The following is a 14179-nucleotide window of genomic DNA, read 5'->3' as shown; positions in this document are numbered from 1 at the left end:
CGGCGGCGCCATCGCCCTGGGTCACCCCATCGGCGCCACCGGCGCAGTGCTCATCGGCACCGTGCTGGACGAACTGGAACGCCGCGACCTGCAACGCGGCCTGGTCACCATGTGCGCCGCGGGCGGCATGGCCCCCGCCATCCTGATCGAGCGAGTCTGAGAGTACCCCGTATGAGCGATTCACAACTGCCCTGGCCCGTCGAGGACTTCAGCGCCTACGGCGCGGTGGAAGAGAAAAGCCTGGGCAAGATCCAGCAGTACGTCGGCAAGGTCATGCAGCGCAACTGGAGCATGATCCCCCACGTCACCCACCACGACGAGGCCGACATCACCGTCTTCGAACAGCGTCGCAAGGCGTGGAATGCCGAGCACCCCGACCAGAAGCGCACGCTGTTGCCCGCGTTGATGAAATGCGCGGTGGCCATGCTGAAGGAGTTCCCGCAGTACAACTGCTCGCTGTCCGCGGATGGCGCCACGCTGTACCAGAAGGGCTATTACCACATCGGCTTTGCCGTGGATGTGCCCGGCGGCCTGCTGGTGCCGGTGGTGCGCGACTGCGACAAGAAGTCCATGGACGAGATTACCGCGGAGATCGTCGCCCTGTCCGAGAAGGCGCGCGGCAAGGGCCTGGCCATGCAGGAGATGTCCGGCGGCTGCTTTACCCTGTCATCCCTGGGCCACATCGGCGGCACCGCGTTCACACCGATCATCAACGCGCCGGAAGTCGCCATCCTCGGTATCACCCGCACCCAGCAGCGTTTCGTCCCCGACGCCGACGGCCAGCCGGTGCTGCGCCAGATGCTGCCCCTGTCCCTGAGCTACGACCACCGCGTCATCAACGGCGCCGACGCCGCCCGCTGCCTGACCTTCATGGCCAGCTGGCTCGCCGACTTCGAGTTCGCCTGAATTTAGAGATAAAAAAAAGGGGTCAGAGCCGCGGCTCTGACCCCTTTTTTGTGCGGTCTACTCAGCTGTCCTGGAACATCGCCCGCACCTGGCGGCGCAGCAGTTTGCCCATTTCGTTGTAGGGGAGTTCGTCGACCACGGCGATGCGCTCGGGGACGCGCGATGAACGCAGGCGGTCCTTGATCAGCGCCTTGAGTTCGTCATCACTGGGACGCTCGTGGCCGGGACGGATGACTACGGCGATACCCACCGCTTCACCCCACTCCACGGAGGGCACGCCCACGGCGACCGACTCGGCGATCGCCGGGTGGGAGTCGAGCACGTCCTCGATTTCACCGGGGGAGATGTTCTCGCCGCCACGCACGATGACGTCGTCGGCGCGGCCGGCCAGGAACAGGTAGCCGTCCGCGTCCAGCCAGCCGGCGTCGCGGGTGGGGAACCAGCCCTCGGCGTCCAGCGCGGAGCGCTCGCGGTACTCACCGGAGACCTGCTCACCGCGCACGTAGATCTCACCGCGCTCGCCCGCGGGCAGCACCTTGCCGTCCTCGTCGCGAATCTCCAGCTCGATGGTGGGCAGCGGGCGGCCGACGGAACCCAGCCGCGCGCGCACCGCCGGGTCGGAGGAGGCGAACGCGGTGCGATGGTCCTCGGGGCCGAGCAGCGCGATGGTCGAGCTGGTCTCGGTGAGGCCGTAGGCGTTGGTGAAATTGGTCTCCGGGAACAGCGCCAGGGCGCGCTCGATCAGCTCCGGGGGCATGCGTCCGCCGCCATAGGCGATCGACTGCAGTGAGGAGAGGTCCGCCTCCACGCCGGCTTCCATGCGCTCGATGATGCGCGCCAGCATGGTCGGTACCACGAAGGCGTTGCTGACTTTCTCGTCTGCCGCCAGGCGCAGCCATTCGTCCGGTTCGAAGGCCGGCAGCATGACGATGCGGCGCATGCTGTAGATGGAGCTCATCAGCGCCGAGATGCCGGCGATGTGATAGGGCGGCACGCACACCAGCTGGGCGTCGTCCTCGTCCGCGGACATGAAGTCCACGGTGCCGAGAATGTAGCCGAGCAGGTTGGAGTGGCGCAGCAGCGCGGCCTTCGGTGCAGCGGTGGTGCCGCTGGTGAAGATCTGCGCGGCGATGCCTTCGCCTTCACGCTCCTCGCCGGAAGCACCTTCGGCGGCGGCTTCCGCAGCCTCCAGGAATGCCTCGCGGGTGAACAACTTGTGTCCGCCGTCTGCGTTCAGGCGCTCGGCCCGGGCGACGTCGCCGATCACGCAGGCGGGTGCCACGCGCGCCAGCAGCGCACCGAGGTCTTCGTCCGCCAGGCGGTAGTTGAGCGGCACGTAGGGCACGCCGGCGAGCGCCGCGCCGAACAGCGCGATGGGCGCTGCGGCACTGCTTTCGTCGAGCAGGGCGACGTGGGTACAGCCGGCGCCGGTGATCACATCGGCGGCGCCGCGGGCGGCAGCGGCGAGTTCGCCGTAGGTCCAGCGACGGCCGTCACACACCAGGCCGACGCGGTCGGGGCCGGCGTCCGCAGCCATTTGCAGAAGGAGGAAAATGTTCATCGCGGGGAGTTCAGTCGGAAGAGGGCAGGGATTTGGCGTCCTTGGTTTTCAGGATCACGCCATCGATGGCCAGGGAACCTTTGCCGGCCTTGACGCACAGCAGCTCCACGCTGCCAGCTTCATCGACGTAGCGCTTGCCCATTGCGGTGCCTTCGGCGAAGGCGTCGTCCAGGGCGCCCGGCTCGGCGGGTTTTTCATCGACCATCGGCGCACCGCCGCACTCGACGCTGGCGTCGCTGCCGCGGATGACCATGACTTCGGTGTCGCACACCGCGCTCTTCAGTTTTGTTCCAGGTTTCATAGTTTTCTCGTTACTGCTGACTGTGGTGAGTAAGTCTTGTGGCGCGTTCGATCAGGCGATCGCGCCTTTTTCCTTGAGCTTTTCGATCTGCTCCCACTCCATGCCCATCTCCATGAGCACCAGTTCGGTGTGCTCGGAGGCTTCCGGGGCGCGGGTGGTGACCACCGGTTCGTGGTTGAACTGCACCGGGCCGCGCACCAGCTTGATCGGGTCGCCACCGTCGGCGGCCTCGACCTCGAACAGCATGTCGTTGGCCAGGGCCTGCTCGTCGGTGGTCAGGTCCATCAGGCTCTGTACCGGCGCCCACTGGCCGCTGTAGGTCTTCAGGTGCTCGCGCCAGTACAGGAAGGGCTTGGAACCGAAGGCCGCGTTGATTTCCACGCTGGCCGCTTCCCAGTTCTGCATCAGCGCCTCGGGGGTTGAGAAACGCTCGTCCTCGGCCATGTCCGGGCGGCCGATGTGCTCGAAGAAGTTTTTGATGTGCGGGCCGGGGGTCAGCGTGCACATGTTGATGGTGCCGCCGTCCTCGGTGCGATAGTTACCCATCAGCGGGTTGCCCGGGTTGCCGCCGGAGCGCGGCATGCCGTTGTGCATCACATGGCCGCAGTCCAGGCCCATGTCGATGGAGGTACCTGCCGCCCACCAGGCGGTGCTCAGCAGGGAGACGTCCATCTCCACCGCCTCGCCGGTGCGTTCGCGGTGGAACAGGGCGGCGGAGATGCCGCCGGCGATGAACATGGCGCCGATGGAGTCGCCGAAGGCGGGGATCGCCTGGTTCAGCGGGCCGTCCAGTTCCTTCGGGGTGAACGTGTCGGCCAGGCCGCTGCGGTTCCAGAAAGCGGTGCCGTCAAAGCCGCCGGTGTCGCGCTCGGGGCCCTTGTCGCCGTAGGCGCTGCCGCGGGCGTAGATGATGTTCGGGTTGACCGCGCGGATGTGTTCCACGTCGAACTTCATGCGCTGGCGCTGGCTCGGGCGGTAGTTGGTGAGGAACACGTCGGCGGTCTTGGCCAGTTCGTAGATGACGGCCATGCCCTCGGGCTTGGAGATGTCGATGCCCACGCTGCGCTTGCCGCGGTTGGGGTGTTCGACGAACGGGCTGCGCTTGGGGTTGACCTTGATGCCGCCGAGGTTGACGAAGCCACGCTGGGTGTCGCCGCGCTCCGGGTGCTCGACCTTGATTACGTCGGCACCCCAGTCGGCGAGAATCGCGCCGGCCGCGGGAACGTAGGTGAATTGTGCTACCTCGAGGATTCTAACCCCCTGCATGACCTTCGCCATTGATCCTTCTCCGAATTATTGTCGCGGTCCGGAATTATACAGATCGATGAGTTTTTGCATAGTTTTCATCGCTGCTGTATAACAGTTTGCCCTCGCTTCGAGGCCCTTGCAGCCTCGCCTTTTATAGTACTGGAGAGACCTAAAATGAAAATAGATTCCACGATGGCGGCGATTGTTACCGGCGGCGCCTCAGGCCTCGGGCTGGCCTCGGTGAAGGCGCTGCGCGAAGCCGGGGTGAAGGTCGCGATCTTCGACCTCAACCCGGAGAGTGGCGAGGCCGCCGCGGCCGAGACCGGCGCCATCTTCTGCCAGTGCGACGTGCTCTCCGACGAGAGCGTGGACGCCGCCTTCGCCAAGGCGCGCGAGGCCAACGGCCAGGAGCGCGCGCTGATCTGCTGCGCCGGCGGCGGCAACGCCATTCCCACCGCGCGCCGCGACAAGAAAACCGGCGAGATCAATATCTTCCCCTCGGACCAGTTCGAGTGGGTGCTGAAGCTCAACACCGTGGGCACCTTCCGCTGCATCACCCGCGCCGCCGCGGGCATGATGACCCTGGAGCCGGTCGACGGCGAGCGCGGCGTGTGCATCAACACCGCCTCCGCCGCTGCCACCGAGGGCCAGATGGGCCAGGCCGCGTACTCCGCCGCCAAGGCCGCCATCGTCGGCATGACCCTGACCATCGCCCGCGACCTGTCCCGCGAGGGTATCCGTATCAACACTATCCAGCCCGGCATCTTCAACACCCCGGCCATGTCCCGCGCCACGCCGGAGATGCTCGAGGCCCTGGGCGGCATGGTGCCGTTCCCCAAGCGCCTCGGCGACGCTTCCGAATATGCCAGCATGGCACTGGAAATGATCCGCAATGGCTATATCAACGGTGAAACCGTGCGCCTTGACGGCGCCATTCGCATGCAGCCGCGCTGAGCCGCATGCCCCTGCGCTGAGCGCGCGCCTCGTTCCACACCCAGTCAGCACACCCAGGCAACACATAGGCCGGCCCGCGACGGGCTGGCCGGCTCTCGACACCCCCCGCCGTTGTTCCCCGCCCGGCCTTCGTGCCAAGATGTCGGCGCCCGTTTTCCGGGCCCGTGCACCGGAACACCCGGTCGCGCGCCGCACACACAATAATCGTCGGGGTAGCCAGCATGACGCAGACCATCGTAGTAGACCAACTGATCGAGCAGGCCCGCGCGGCCACCGGCCTGGAGACCTTCGACAGCGACAGCTACCGCGAGGGGCTGGATATCCTGGTCGACGGCTTCAACGCCCAGGGTGCGCCGGAGCAGGCGGTCGAGCGCATGAAGGGCAGTGTGATCCAGGCCCTGGCCACGCGCCTGAAGACCACCGATTTCCTCGCCCGCCACCCGCAACTGCTGGAGCGCCCCATCGAGCGCCCGGTATTCGTGTTCGGTATCCCGCGCACCGGCACCACCTTGCTCAGCAACCTGCTGGCCGCGGACCCGGCGCGCCGCTCGCCGCTGACCTGGGAGATCGACGACCCGGTACCGCCGGCCACCAGCGCCACCCTGACCACCGACCCGCGCGCCCTGGCCCGTCTCGAGATGGAAAAGAAAATGCTCGAGGCGATGCCGGAGATGGGCAAGTACTACCGCGGCTCGGCGATCTACCCGAACGAGTGCGTGTTCATCATGGCCAACGATTTCAAGACGCTGATGTGGGAATCCCGCGGCAAACTGCTGGGCTATCGCGACTGGCTGTTCGAGACCGACATGACCTCGGCCTACGAGTACCACAAGCAGTTCCTGCAACTGCTGCAGTCCGAAGCCCCCGGCACCTGGAACCTTAAAATGCCGTCCCACGCCCTGTGGCTGGACACCCTGCTCAAGGTCTACCCGGACGCGCGCCTGGTGTGGACCCACCGCGACCCGCTGACCGCCACCGGCTCCTTCTGCAGCATCATCTCCCTGGCCCACAACAGCTTTGCCGGCGGCGCCAAGGACAAGGACTTCATCGGCCAGAACTGCCTGTACCAGGCGCAGCTGCACGCGGACCGCATCATGGATACGCGCGAGAGACTCGGCGAGGAGCGCATCGTCGATGTGCACTACGCGGAGCTGACCACCGACCCCATCGCCACCATGCGCAAGCTGTACGCCGCGCTGGGCGACGAGTTTACCGCCGAGGCGCAAGCCGGTATGCAGGCCTGGCTGGACGACAACCCGCAGACCAAGTTCGGCAAGCACGAGTACAAGCTGGCGGAGTTCGGCCTTACGCCGGAAACCGTGCGGCCGGTGTTCGAGCGCTACCTCAGCCGCTACGACGTCGCTGTCGAGGGTTGATCCGGCAGGGCGCCTGCCGGGTGTAGCCCGGCGGTGCGCTATAGCGCACGTTCTACCGGCACGTTCTATCCGCACCTTTTATCGTCACTTTTACCAGGCCCCTGAAACACCGGACCCCTGAAACGCGGGTTTTTGCCCGCGTCGCTGCGCCTTGTCTATACTGGCGTGCCCGGTTTGCCGGGCAGCACGACACCTCACTATAACGACAACGCAACAGCCGGGAGAGCGCGCGTGACCCACACCGCCAAGACCTTCTGCCGCAACTGCGGCGCCCTGTGTGCCCTGGAAGTCACCGTCGATGACGACCGCATCACCGGCGTGGTCGCCGACGGCTCGACCTCGCCCTACGGCGGCTACATGTGTCCCAAGGGCCTGGCCAGCATCGACTTTCACAACGGCGCCGAGCAGCGCCTGACGCAGCATTACAAACGCGGCGAAGACGGCAGTTTCGCACCTATCGCCACGCGCCAGGCGCTGGACGAGATCGGCGCAAAACTGCGCGACCTGCTGGCGCAGTATGGCCCGCGCTCAATCGCTGTCTACCATGGCACCGGCGCCTACCGCAGTGTGCTCGGCGGCCTGCTCGAGCGCGCCCTGGTTGCCGCCATCGACAGCCCGAACTTTTTCTCCACCATGACCATCGACCAGTCGGCCAAGTGGGTGACCATGGGCCGCCTCGGTGTGATGGCCAGTGGCAAGCCGAGTTTTCGCGACGTCGATCTCGGCGTGCTGGTGGGCAACAACCCGGTGGTCAGCCACCAGACCTTTCCGTTTGGTCCGGGGGAGAGCGGTGCACCGGGACGCGCGTTTGCAGCGGCCCGCGCGCGCGGCGCGAAGCTGATCGTCATCGACCCCCGGCGCAACGAGACCGCGCGTTTCGCCGATCTCGTCATCCAGCCGAAGCCCGGCCACGATGCCGCGATCTTCGCTGCCATCGCGCACATCCTGCTGCGTGATGGCACCTACAATCATGATTTCTGTGACCGCTTCGCCAGCCAGCTGGACGCGCTGCGCGAGGCGGTGGCGCCGTTCACGCCGGAACTGGCGGCGCGGCGCGCGGATATCACCGTTGAGGAGATCGAACTCGCCGCGCAGTGGATCGGCGCCGCCAAACGCCCCTTCGTCGGCAGCGGCGCCGGGCCATCCATGTCCGCCCACTCCAACCTCAACGACCATATGATCGAGGTGGTCAACGCGCTGGTCGGCGGCTACAAGCGCGCCGGCGACCGCCTGTACAACCCCGGCACCCTGAACCCCAAGCCCTGCGTGGAGATGGCGGTGTCGCCCACGCGCAGCTGGGAGTCCGGTGTGAAGTGTCGCACCGCGGATGTCGGCAAGATCTTCGGCGAATTCCCCACCGCGCTGCTGCCGCGCGAGATCACCGAGCCCGGCGAGGAGCGCATCCGCGCGCTCATCTCCTTTGGCGGCAACCCGGTCATGGGCCTGGGCGACCCGGCCCGCGCAGTACCCGCCTTCGAGGAGCTGGAACTGCTGGTCTCGCTGGATGCGCGCATGAACGAGACCTGCGAGTTGTCCCACTACGTGATGGCCACATCGCAGCCCTACGAGCGCCACGACCTGAGCATTCCCGGCGATGCGCTGTACCCCGAGGCCTTCGCCCAGTACGCGGCGCCGGTGGTTCCCGCGCCCGGGGACGTGATCCACGACTGGGAATTCTTCTGGGCGGTGGCCGCGCGCATGAGCGTGCCGCTGACCCTGAAATACTGGAACTACGGTCTCGACTACGCGGCTATCAAAGAGGGCATGGAGCTGGGTACCGACCCGGACTCCCCGCCGGACCCCGAGGCGATGATCCGCTTCCTGTGCCAGAAGAGCCGCGTGCCCTTCGAGGCCCTGCGTGACAACCCCGGCGGCGTGCGCCCGGAGATCGAGCCGCAATTCGTGCAGTCCGCGCCGGAGGGTGCCAGCGGCCGTCTGGAACTCTGCCCGCCGGACATCGTCGCCGAACTCGCGGCGCTGCTGGCGGAGGAACCCGACTCGCGCTTTGCCTACCAGCTCACCTGCCGTCGCCTGCTGGAGACCATGAACAGCGCCTATCGTGACGCCGACCGCACCCGCGACAAATACCCGGAAAACTGGGCCAGCATGAATCCCGAGGACATGGCGGCGGAAGGTATTGTCGAGGGCGAGCGCGTCACCATCGCCTCCGAGGACGGCAGCATCTCTGGCGTGGTGCGCGCCGAGTCCGGCGTGCGGCGCGGCGTTGTTTCCATGAGTCACATGTTCGGCGGCCTGGTCCGGGAAGCTGGTAGCATCGAGCGACGCGGCAGTTTTACCGGGGAGCTGACCTCGCTGGAGACCTGGCTGGAACCGATCAACTTCATGCCGCGGTTTTCCGGCATTCCCGTCAACATCGCCAAACAGGAGAGCGCTACATGAGCATCGGCAAACGCAAACTCGGCGGCCGCGAGGTGTGCCCGGTGGGCTTTGGCTGCATGTCGCTGTCCTTCGCCTACGGCCGCCAGCCCTCGGACGAGGAGGGCGCGGCCATTCTGCACCGCGCCCTGGACCTCGGCTACGACCACCTGGATACCGCGCGCCTGTACGGCATGGGCCACAACGAGGAGCTCATCGGCAATGCACTCAAGGGCATGCGCCAGCGCTTCTACCTGGCCTCGAAGACCGGCATCTTCTACGAGGACGGTGTGCGCCGCGTCGACTGCCGGCCGGAGAAACTGCGCGAGGCCTGCGAGATTTCGCTGAAGCTGCTGCAGACCGACCACATCGACCTGTACTACCTGCACCGCCACGATTATGACGTGCCGGTCGAGGAATCCGTCGGCGCCCTGGCGGACCTGATGCGCGAGGGCAAGATCGGCGGCATCGGCCTGTCCGAGGTTTCCGCCGCCACCCTGCGCCGGGCCGCCGCCGAGCACCCGGTGGCAGCCGTGCAGAACGAGTACTCGCTGTGGACGCGCAACCCGGAACTGGGGGTGAGCGAAGCCTGCGCTGAGTTGGGCACCACGCTGGTGGCGTTCTCGCCCCTCGGCCGCGGGGTACTGGCCGACGGCCTGCGCGACCCCGCGCAGATGGAAGAGAACGATTTTCGCGCCGGCATGCCGCGTTTTTCCGCGCAGAACTGGCCGCGCAACCTCGCCCTGGTCGACGCCTTTAACGCCATTGCGGAAGGGCAGGGGGTAACACCCGCCCAGCTCGCCCTGGCTTGGGTGTTGTCACGCGGTGATCACGTGGTCACCATCCCCGGCACCGGGCGCATGGCGCACATGGAAGAGAACATCGCGCGCTGGGACTGGCAGCCGCCGGCGGCGGTGCTTGCGGAACTCGACGCGCTGATCAACCAGGAAACGGTGGTTGGGCACCGCTATGGCGAGGCCATGCGCGCCAACGTGGATACCGAGGAATTTGCCTAGTCGCTAGTCCGTACGCCGGCGCAACCTGACGGACGCCACCGCCCCCAGCACCGCAGCGAGGCCGGCCAGCAACCAGTAGGGTGCGGCGGGGACCGCTTCAGGGCCGCGCAGCGGGTCGGTAGAGATGCTGCCGGGACCCGCGATCACGACCGCGTAGGGACCGCTCTCGTCGTCGTCGTAGGTGGTGACGACCAGGGTATAGGTGACGCCCGCCTCGAGGTCGAGTGACAGCGTCGGACAGCAGGACTCGCCTGTCGCGGCGTCGTCGATATTTCCCAGGCAGGCCGTGTCGCCGAACTCGCCGGGATACGGCGCGCCCGGACCGTAAAGGACCAGCTGGCCGTCGGTGCCGGGGTCATCCGGGGTCATGGTGATGTCATACAGGCCCGCCTCGGTGACGTGGAATTCCCAGATGTGGTACGGCACTGGATCGGGGTCAACATCGAGGGCCGCGCAGGTTCCCTGCTCGGTGTAGTTACCGTCGGTGTCGCCAGGCGTAAGCGGGCGGTACCACCAAGGGTCCGTGCCCGGCAGCAGTTCGCCGTTGAGGGTCAGGGTGCCCGCATTGGCCACCACGGGCGCGAGCGCGATGATCGCCGTTGCGACGACGAACGGAACCAGGGTGTTGCGCAGTTGCATTTCTGTAGTCCCCAAAAAAAAATGCCCGGGCGTCTCAGGCGTCCCGGGTCTTCCCTGATATTACTTAAAATTGAACGGTGCGGGTAGATATTTGCAGGCGGGCAACACCTTGGATGCATACGGCGAATCCTGCGCGGCGTTCGACGCCTGCCCGGTGTACAGGCTCCGCTCAGCCAGGCAGCGCAAGCGTGTTGCGCAGGAACCGGTAGTTGGACTCGAAGAACTCGCGCGCGAGCGTACTTTCCGGGGCCAGCAGTTCGAAAGCGTGCGGCGCCATGGGGGCGGTGTGCAGCTCGCAGTCATTGCCGGCTTCGGCCAGGCGCCGGGCGTAGACGGCCGACTCTTCATAGAAAAGGTCCACATCGCCGATGCCGATCCAGCTCGGGGGCATGCCGGAGAGGTCCTCGCGCCTGGCGGGCACCGCGTATTTCGGCGTCGCGGGCATGCCTGCATCCTGCCCGAGATACGTCGACCAGCCGGTGCGGTTGTTGCGGTTATTCCACATGCGGTGCTCGATAGTATCCAGTTCTTCGCGCGCGGCGGTGCGGTCGTCCAGCATCGGGCAGAACAGGGCCTGGGCGGCGGGTTGCACGCCGCCGCCGTCGATGACCCGTTGTACCAGGCTGGCGGCGAGACCGCCGCCGGCGCTCTGTCCGGAGATGGCCACGCGGGCCGCATCGATACCGAGTTCACCGGCGTTGGCCTGCAGCCAGCGCCAGGCATTGAAGCAGTCGTCTATGGCCGCGGGGTAGGGCTGTTTGTAGGCCAGGCGGTAGTTGGCCGAGACCACCACCAGCCCCAGGTCTCGCGCGTACTGCGCACAGAGGTCGTCGTTGATCGACGCGCGGCCGACCAACAGCCCGCCGCCGTGTATCCACAGCATCGCGGCGCCGCAACCCGGCTGGGGCGGACTGTAGACCCTCACACTCGCTCCGTCCGCGCGGACATTGCGGATGGTCACGCCATCGATTGCCTTGCGCTCGCGGCGCAGGCGCAGGATGAAATTGGCGAAGGACAGGAACAGCTTGCTGTGCATGGGCAGCTTCGGTGCGCGCCGGTACACGTGCTGGAGTTCGGGGTGGATGCGATCCAGTTCCATAGACATTACTTTTCTTGTTGTCAGGAATACCGCGAGGGCGGCGACAGTTTAGCGGCTTTTGCGGGAATTGTGACAGGGGCTGGTGCGGTGGGGTCGTTGCGGTGGTTCGTTGTGCCGGAACCGCTCAAACTTACGAGCCTGAATAGGGCTTGGCCCAATCGTTCGTGTGCCGAAGTGAACGGCTGGCCATCAGTGGTTAGTTGCGGCTGTGGGGGTACAGCCCATGCTTTTGAGCGCAATTGCCGCGTCGTACCGGACAGCGGCTAATCTTGGCGCCCTTGCCTCACCCTGGTGCTGGAATCCTGTTTCGCAAAGATAACCCTGTAGATCCAGTTGATCGCAGCCAGCGAAGCGATCAACAGCCACTGGTACACAGGAATTACCAGTACCGCCAGTCCTGCCTGGGCATCTTTGCTCAGTAGCGCTGTTTGCCCGAGCAGGAGCGTTCCGCCGAGACAGGCCAGCACCGCCGAGAGAAGCATCGTAAATGTGCTGACGCCACGCTGATTGCGGCCCCTGGCTCGCCACAGGATGAAAATGTGCGGAGACAGTGCCCACAGGGTGAGTAGCGCGAGGTTCAGGTAGTCGGAGCCACTGCGATATGCCGGATTATCACCCCACGGCTGTGCCATGTAGATGCACAATGACGCGGTAGCCAGCGCACCAGCACCGGCAAGCCAGCTGGACAACCGATTGAGGGTACGTGTGTTCATGGTGTGCATGGTCTCCAGTCACCCCTGGCAAGTGCCCGCATTCCCGGTCTGTTGTACGTCTCGCTCACTCGGCGAATCCAGCGTCAGTTGCTGCAGGGGATGTTTGTCTTATCAACGCGTTTACGGAAGTGTAAGGCGTCAGATGCTATACGCCCATTGCGCCGGTGCGGGCAAGCTCGCAGGCCCGTACAGGAAATGCAGCACCCGGCGCCGACCCGAGCTGAGCCTGGACGAGGCGTGCAGGATCGAGGGTTTCATCACCAGGGCGCCGCCGGCGGGTACCGGGCAGGCAATACGACTACCGGAGCCTGCGCTGTTACGGTGTGATCCGGGTAAGACTTCCAGGGCGCCGTTGTCAGCGCTGTTTTCCTCCAGGTGGAGGCGTACCGCGACCAGTTGCCGAAGTACGCGATCAGGCGGCACTGCAAACCATGTGCCCTCCTTGCGGCTCCAGCCTGTCCAATCTGTCGCCGCAAACTGCTCCTGTACAGGAATGCTCCGGTCGCGATGCAGGGGTACCAGCCAGTTCTTGTCCGCGGTTTTCAGGAAATAGGTGCACTGGACGGCTCTGGCATCCGGGGGAAGCAAACTGCGTATTTCCGGATGCTCGCTGATTGCCGCCGCCAGGCGCTTCACCCAGTCCAGTTGCAGGAGGTTGCGCGACCCAGCCCCGCAGATGTCCAACTCGTCACACAATGCCGAGAGCTGGGAGATATCGTCGCGGCTCGCGACCTCCGGCACGACGGCAAAACCCTCGGTGTCGAAACAGTCGGTGCTCGCATACACGATTTTCGTGCCTGGCTTGTGCTCAAAGGAAATCATTCCACCAAAGTATAACTGTGAAGGTGGTGTGAGTCAGAGTGCTGCTCGTCGAACGTAGATTTGTGCGGGCGATGCTTTACCAGCCTTGCGGATGACGGTGTTCTCTAGGTAGGTGAACCCTGCTTTCTCCAGTACCCTGCGGGAGGCTGCGTTGCTCTCCATGACCCTGGCGTAGATATCGGATCCCGCGGGGAATGACTTGCCGTCGAGCATCAAGCGCAGGGCAGTTGAGCAGATGCCCTTGCCCCAGTACGGCCTGCCCACCCAGTATCCGATCTCGATTTCTCCCGATGCATTTGGCCAATGGGAAATGCAGGCGACGAGTTGATCGTCCAGTTCCACGGCAAATGCCCGGGCCGACGTATCAAGCGCCATTTTGTTTATCCATTCCACGGCATCGAGTTGTGTATAGGGATAGGGGATATTCGAGGTCCACCTTGATACCTCGCGATCCCCGACCAGTTCGGCAACACGGGGCGCGTCTTCGGGGCTGAATTTGCGCAGTGTGATATCCATTCACGTATCCCGGTTGAGAAACAGGCTGTGGTAAATCGCTTCCGAGTAGGGAGGCGTTCGCGAGCCAGGGCGTACAAGTGATTTGCAGGAGGGATGGCGTCCCTCGACGCCCTTTAGTGTCCCGAAAGTGCAGTATCGCTACAGGGCAACCAGTCAGGATTCCTGAGCTCCCAGCTCTTTTTGCATGTTGAACCCGGTTACTTCGAAGCCAAGCTTTTTGTACAGGGTGATGGCCCCTTCATTGAACGCAAAGACATGCAGGCCGAGGCTTTGCACGTCCATGGTTGCAAGTCGCTCCTGTATCGCCACGAAAGCGTCACTCGCATATCCCTGCCGGCGGAATTCCGGTTTGATTTCCACATCGTAGATAAATGCACTGCGCTGCCCGACGTTGTCTCGCACCGCGCACCAGATATGGCCGACAATTGCTCCGTCCGGACAGGCCAGGATCGAGAAGAAGTGGTTATCCGGCGTGGCTATCCCCTGTGGCAGGGATTCCTTCAACTCCGACATCGCCCTGTCGTGTGCGTTTTCTCGCGGCCATCTTCCGGACCTGATGTTGTCCTCCGCGTAGCCGGTGGCTGAGGCTACGAGGAACTGCTCGAAATCCTGTTCGCGCATTGGCACAAGTTCCGTCACGACATTCTCCCGT

General features: G+C 65.0%; 14 protein-coding genes and 1 pseudogene. 6 read left to right on the top strand and 9 right to left on the bottom strand.

What is annotated here, in order from left to right:
• Nucleotides 1-160 (top strand): annotated as a pseudogene (locus E4634_RS01560) (acetyl-CoA C-acyltransferase); the annotation flags it as partial.
• Between the two features lie 11 nt (nucleotides 161-171).
• Nucleotides 172-906, top strand: coding sequence for a 2-oxo acid dehydrogenase subunit E2 (locus E4634_RS01555; RefSeq protein ID WP_135440834.1), 735 nt, complete (start codon nucleotides 172-174; stop codon nucleotides 904-906).
• A gap of 61 nt (nucleotides 907-967) precedes the next feature.
• On the opposite strand, the gene E4634_RS01550 is transcribed toward E4634_RS01555, so the two are convergent.
• Genes E4634_RS01550 through E4634_RS01540 form a run of 3 tightly spaced genes read right to left on the bottom strand, consistent with a single transcriptional unit; the run spans nucleotide 968 to nucleotide 4034 of the window.
• Nucleotides 968-2467 (bottom strand): class I adenylate-forming enzyme family protein, encoded by a 1500-nt coding sequence (locus E4634_RS01550; protein WP_135440833.1) that lies wholly within the window; start codon nucleotides 2465-2467, stop codon nucleotides 968-970.
• Between the two features lie 10 nt (nucleotides 2468-2477).
• Complete coding sequence (locus tag E4634_RS01545; protein ID WP_135440832.1) at nucleotides 2478-2768, bottom strand: hypothetical protein; 291 nt, start codon at nucleotides 2766-2768, stop codon at nucleotides 2478-2480.
• A 51-nt stretch (nucleotides 2769-2819) separates the two neighbouring features.
• Complete coding sequence (locus E4634_RS01540; protein WP_135440831.1) at nucleotides 2820-4034, bottom strand: CaiB/BaiF CoA transferase family protein; 1215 nt, start codon at nucleotides 4032-4034, stop codon at nucleotides 2820-2822.
• A gap of 156 nt (nucleotides 4035-4190) precedes the next feature.
• Between E4634_RS01540 and E4634_RS01535 the strand changes: the two genes are divergently transcribed.
• The 4 genes from E4634_RS01535 (at nucleotide 4191) to E4634_RS01520 (ending at nucleotide 9738) form a co-directional block, all read left to right on the top strand.
• The gene (locus E4634_RS01535) at nucleotides 4191-4970 is read left to right on the top strand and encodes an SDR family NAD(P)-dependent oxidoreductase (RefSeq protein WP_135440830.1); all 780 of its coding nucleotides are present in this window, start codon (nucleotides 4191-4193) and stop codon (nucleotides 4968-4970) included.
• Nucleotides 4971-5191: 221 nt separating this feature from the next.
• On the top strand, nucleotides 5192-6346 hold the full coding sequence (locus E4634_RS01530; protein WP_135440829.1) for a sulfotransferase family protein: 1155 nt from the start codon (nucleotides 5192-5194) through the stop codon (nucleotides 6344-6346).
• Nucleotides 6347-6577: 231 nt separating this feature from the next.
• The gene (locus tag E4634_RS01525) at nucleotides 6578-8746 is read left to right on the top strand and encodes a molybdopterin-containing oxidoreductase family protein (protein WP_135440828.1); all 2169 of its coding nucleotides are present in this window, start codon (nucleotides 6578-6580) and stop codon (nucleotides 8744-8746) included.
• Nucleotides 8743-9738 carry an aldo/keto reductase gene (locus E4634_RS01520; RefSeq protein ID WP_135440827.1) on the top strand — a complete coding sequence of 332 codons (996 nt, stop codon included), beginning with the start codon at nucleotides 8743-8745 and terminating at the stop codon, nucleotides 9736-9738. Before E4634_RS01525 ends, E4634_RS01520 begins: the two co-directional genes overlap by 4 nt.
• Before the next feature lie 3 nt (nucleotides 9739-9741).
• Here E4634_RS01520 and E4634_RS01515 read toward each other — a convergent pair whose 3' ends face one another.
• The 6 genes from E4634_RS01515 to E4634_RS01490 all read right to left on the bottom strand — a co-directional run bounded on the left by E4634_RS01515 (nucleotide 9742) and on the right by E4634_RS01490 (nucleotide 14148).
• The gene (locus tag E4634_RS01515) at nucleotides 9742-10377 is read right to left on the bottom strand and encodes a hypothetical protein (RefSeq protein WP_135440826.1); all 636 of its coding nucleotides are present in this window, start codon (nucleotides 10375-10377) and stop codon (nucleotides 9742-9744) included.
• Nucleotides 10378-10546: 169 nt separating this feature from the next.
• A complete protein-coding gene (locus E4634_RS01510; RefSeq protein ID WP_206046755.1) occupies nucleotides 10547-11482 on the bottom strand; it encodes an alpha/beta hydrolase in 936 nt (311 codons plus the stop codon).
• Between the two features lie 257 nt (nucleotides 11483-11739).
• Nucleotides 11740-12189 carry a hypothetical protein gene (locus E4634_RS01505; RefSeq protein ID WP_135440825.1) on the bottom strand — a complete coding sequence of 150 codons (450 nt, stop codon included), beginning with the start codon at nucleotides 12187-12189 and terminating at the stop codon, nucleotides 11740-11742.
• A gap of 138 nt (nucleotides 12190-12327) precedes the next feature.
• The gene (locus tag E4634_RS01500) at nucleotides 12328-13011 is read right to left on the bottom strand and encodes a phytanoyl-CoA dioxygenase family protein (RefSeq protein ID WP_135440824.1); all 684 of its coding nucleotides are present in this window, start codon (nucleotides 13009-13011) and stop codon (nucleotides 12328-12330) included.
• Between the two features lie 33 nt (nucleotides 13012-13044).
• Nucleotides 13045-13527: a GNAT family N-acetyltransferase gene (locus E4634_RS01495; RefSeq protein ID WP_135440823.1), complete on the bottom strand. Its 483-nt coding sequence runs from the start codon at nucleotides 13525-13527 to the stop codon at nucleotides 13045-13047.
• Nucleotides 13528-13680: 153 nt separating this feature from the next.
• Nucleotides 13681-14148, bottom strand: coding sequence for a GNAT family N-acetyltransferase (locus tag E4634_RS01490; RefSeq protein ID WP_135440822.1), 468 nt, complete (start codon nucleotides 14146-14148; stop codon nucleotides 13681-13683).
• Nucleotides 14149-14179 lie beyond the last annotated feature (31 nt).

Origin of the sequence: Mangrovimicrobium sediminis, assembly GCF_004745945.1 — a bacterium.
Classification (GTDB): Bacteria; Pseudomonadota; Gammaproteobacteria; order Pseudomonadales; family Halieaceae; genus Mangrovimicrobium; species Mangrovimicrobium sediminis.
This window is presented reverse-complemented; position numbering and strand designations above follow the sequence as displayed.

Bases quoted from the DNA above. Each gene is read 5' to 3' on its own strand.
- E4634_RS01555 (WP_135440834.1), top strand. From the start codon at position 172: ATGAGCGATTCACAACTGCCCTGGCCCGTCGAGGACTTCAGCGCCTAC.
- E4634_RS01550 (WP_135440833.1), bottom strand. From the start codon at position 2,467: ATGAACATTTTCCTCCTTCTGCAAATGGCTGCGGACGCCGGCCCCGAC.
- E4634_RS01545 (WP_135440832.1), bottom strand. From the start codon at position 2,768: ATGAAACCTGGAACAAAACTGAAGAGCGCGGTGTGCGACACCGAAGTC.
- E4634_RS01540 (WP_135440831.1), bottom strand. From the start codon at position 4,034: ATGCAGGGGGTTAGAATCCTCGAGGTAGCACAATTCACCTACGTTCCC.
- E4634_RS01535 (WP_135440830.1), top strand. From the start codon at position 4,191: ATGAAAATAGATTCCACGATGGCGGCGATTGTTACCGGCGGCGCCTCA.
- E4634_RS01530 (WP_135440829.1), top strand. From the start codon at position 5,192: ATGACGCAGACCATCGTAGTAGACCAACTGATCGAGCAGGCCCGCGCG.
- E4634_RS01520 (WP_135440827.1), top strand. From the start codon at position 8,743: ATGAGCATCGGCAAACGCAAACTCGGCGGCCGCGAGGTGTGCCCGGTG.
- E4634_RS01515 (WP_135440826.1), bottom strand. From the start codon at position 10,377: ATGCAACTGCGCAACACCCTGGTTCCGTTCGTCGTCGCAACGGCGATC.
- E4634_RS01510 (WP_206046755.1), bottom strand. From the start codon at position 11,482: ATGTCTATGGAACTGGATCGCATCCACCCCGAACTCCAGCACGTGTAC.
- E4634_RS01505 (WP_135440825.1), bottom strand. From the start codon at position 12,189: ATGAACACACGTACCCTCAATCGGTTGTCCAGCTGGCTTGCCGGTGCT.
- E4634_RS01500 (WP_135440824.1), bottom strand. From the start codon at position 13,011: ATGATTTCCTTTGAGCACAAGCCAGGCACGAAAATCGTGTATGCGAGC.
- E4634_RS01495 (WP_135440823.1), bottom strand. From the start codon at position 13,527: ATGGATATCACACTGCGCAAATTCAGCCCCGAAGACGCGCCCCGTGTT.
- E4634_RS01490 (WP_135440822.1), bottom strand. From the start codon at position 14,148: ATGCGCGAACAGGATTTCGAGCAGTTCCTCGTAGCCTCAGCCACCGGC.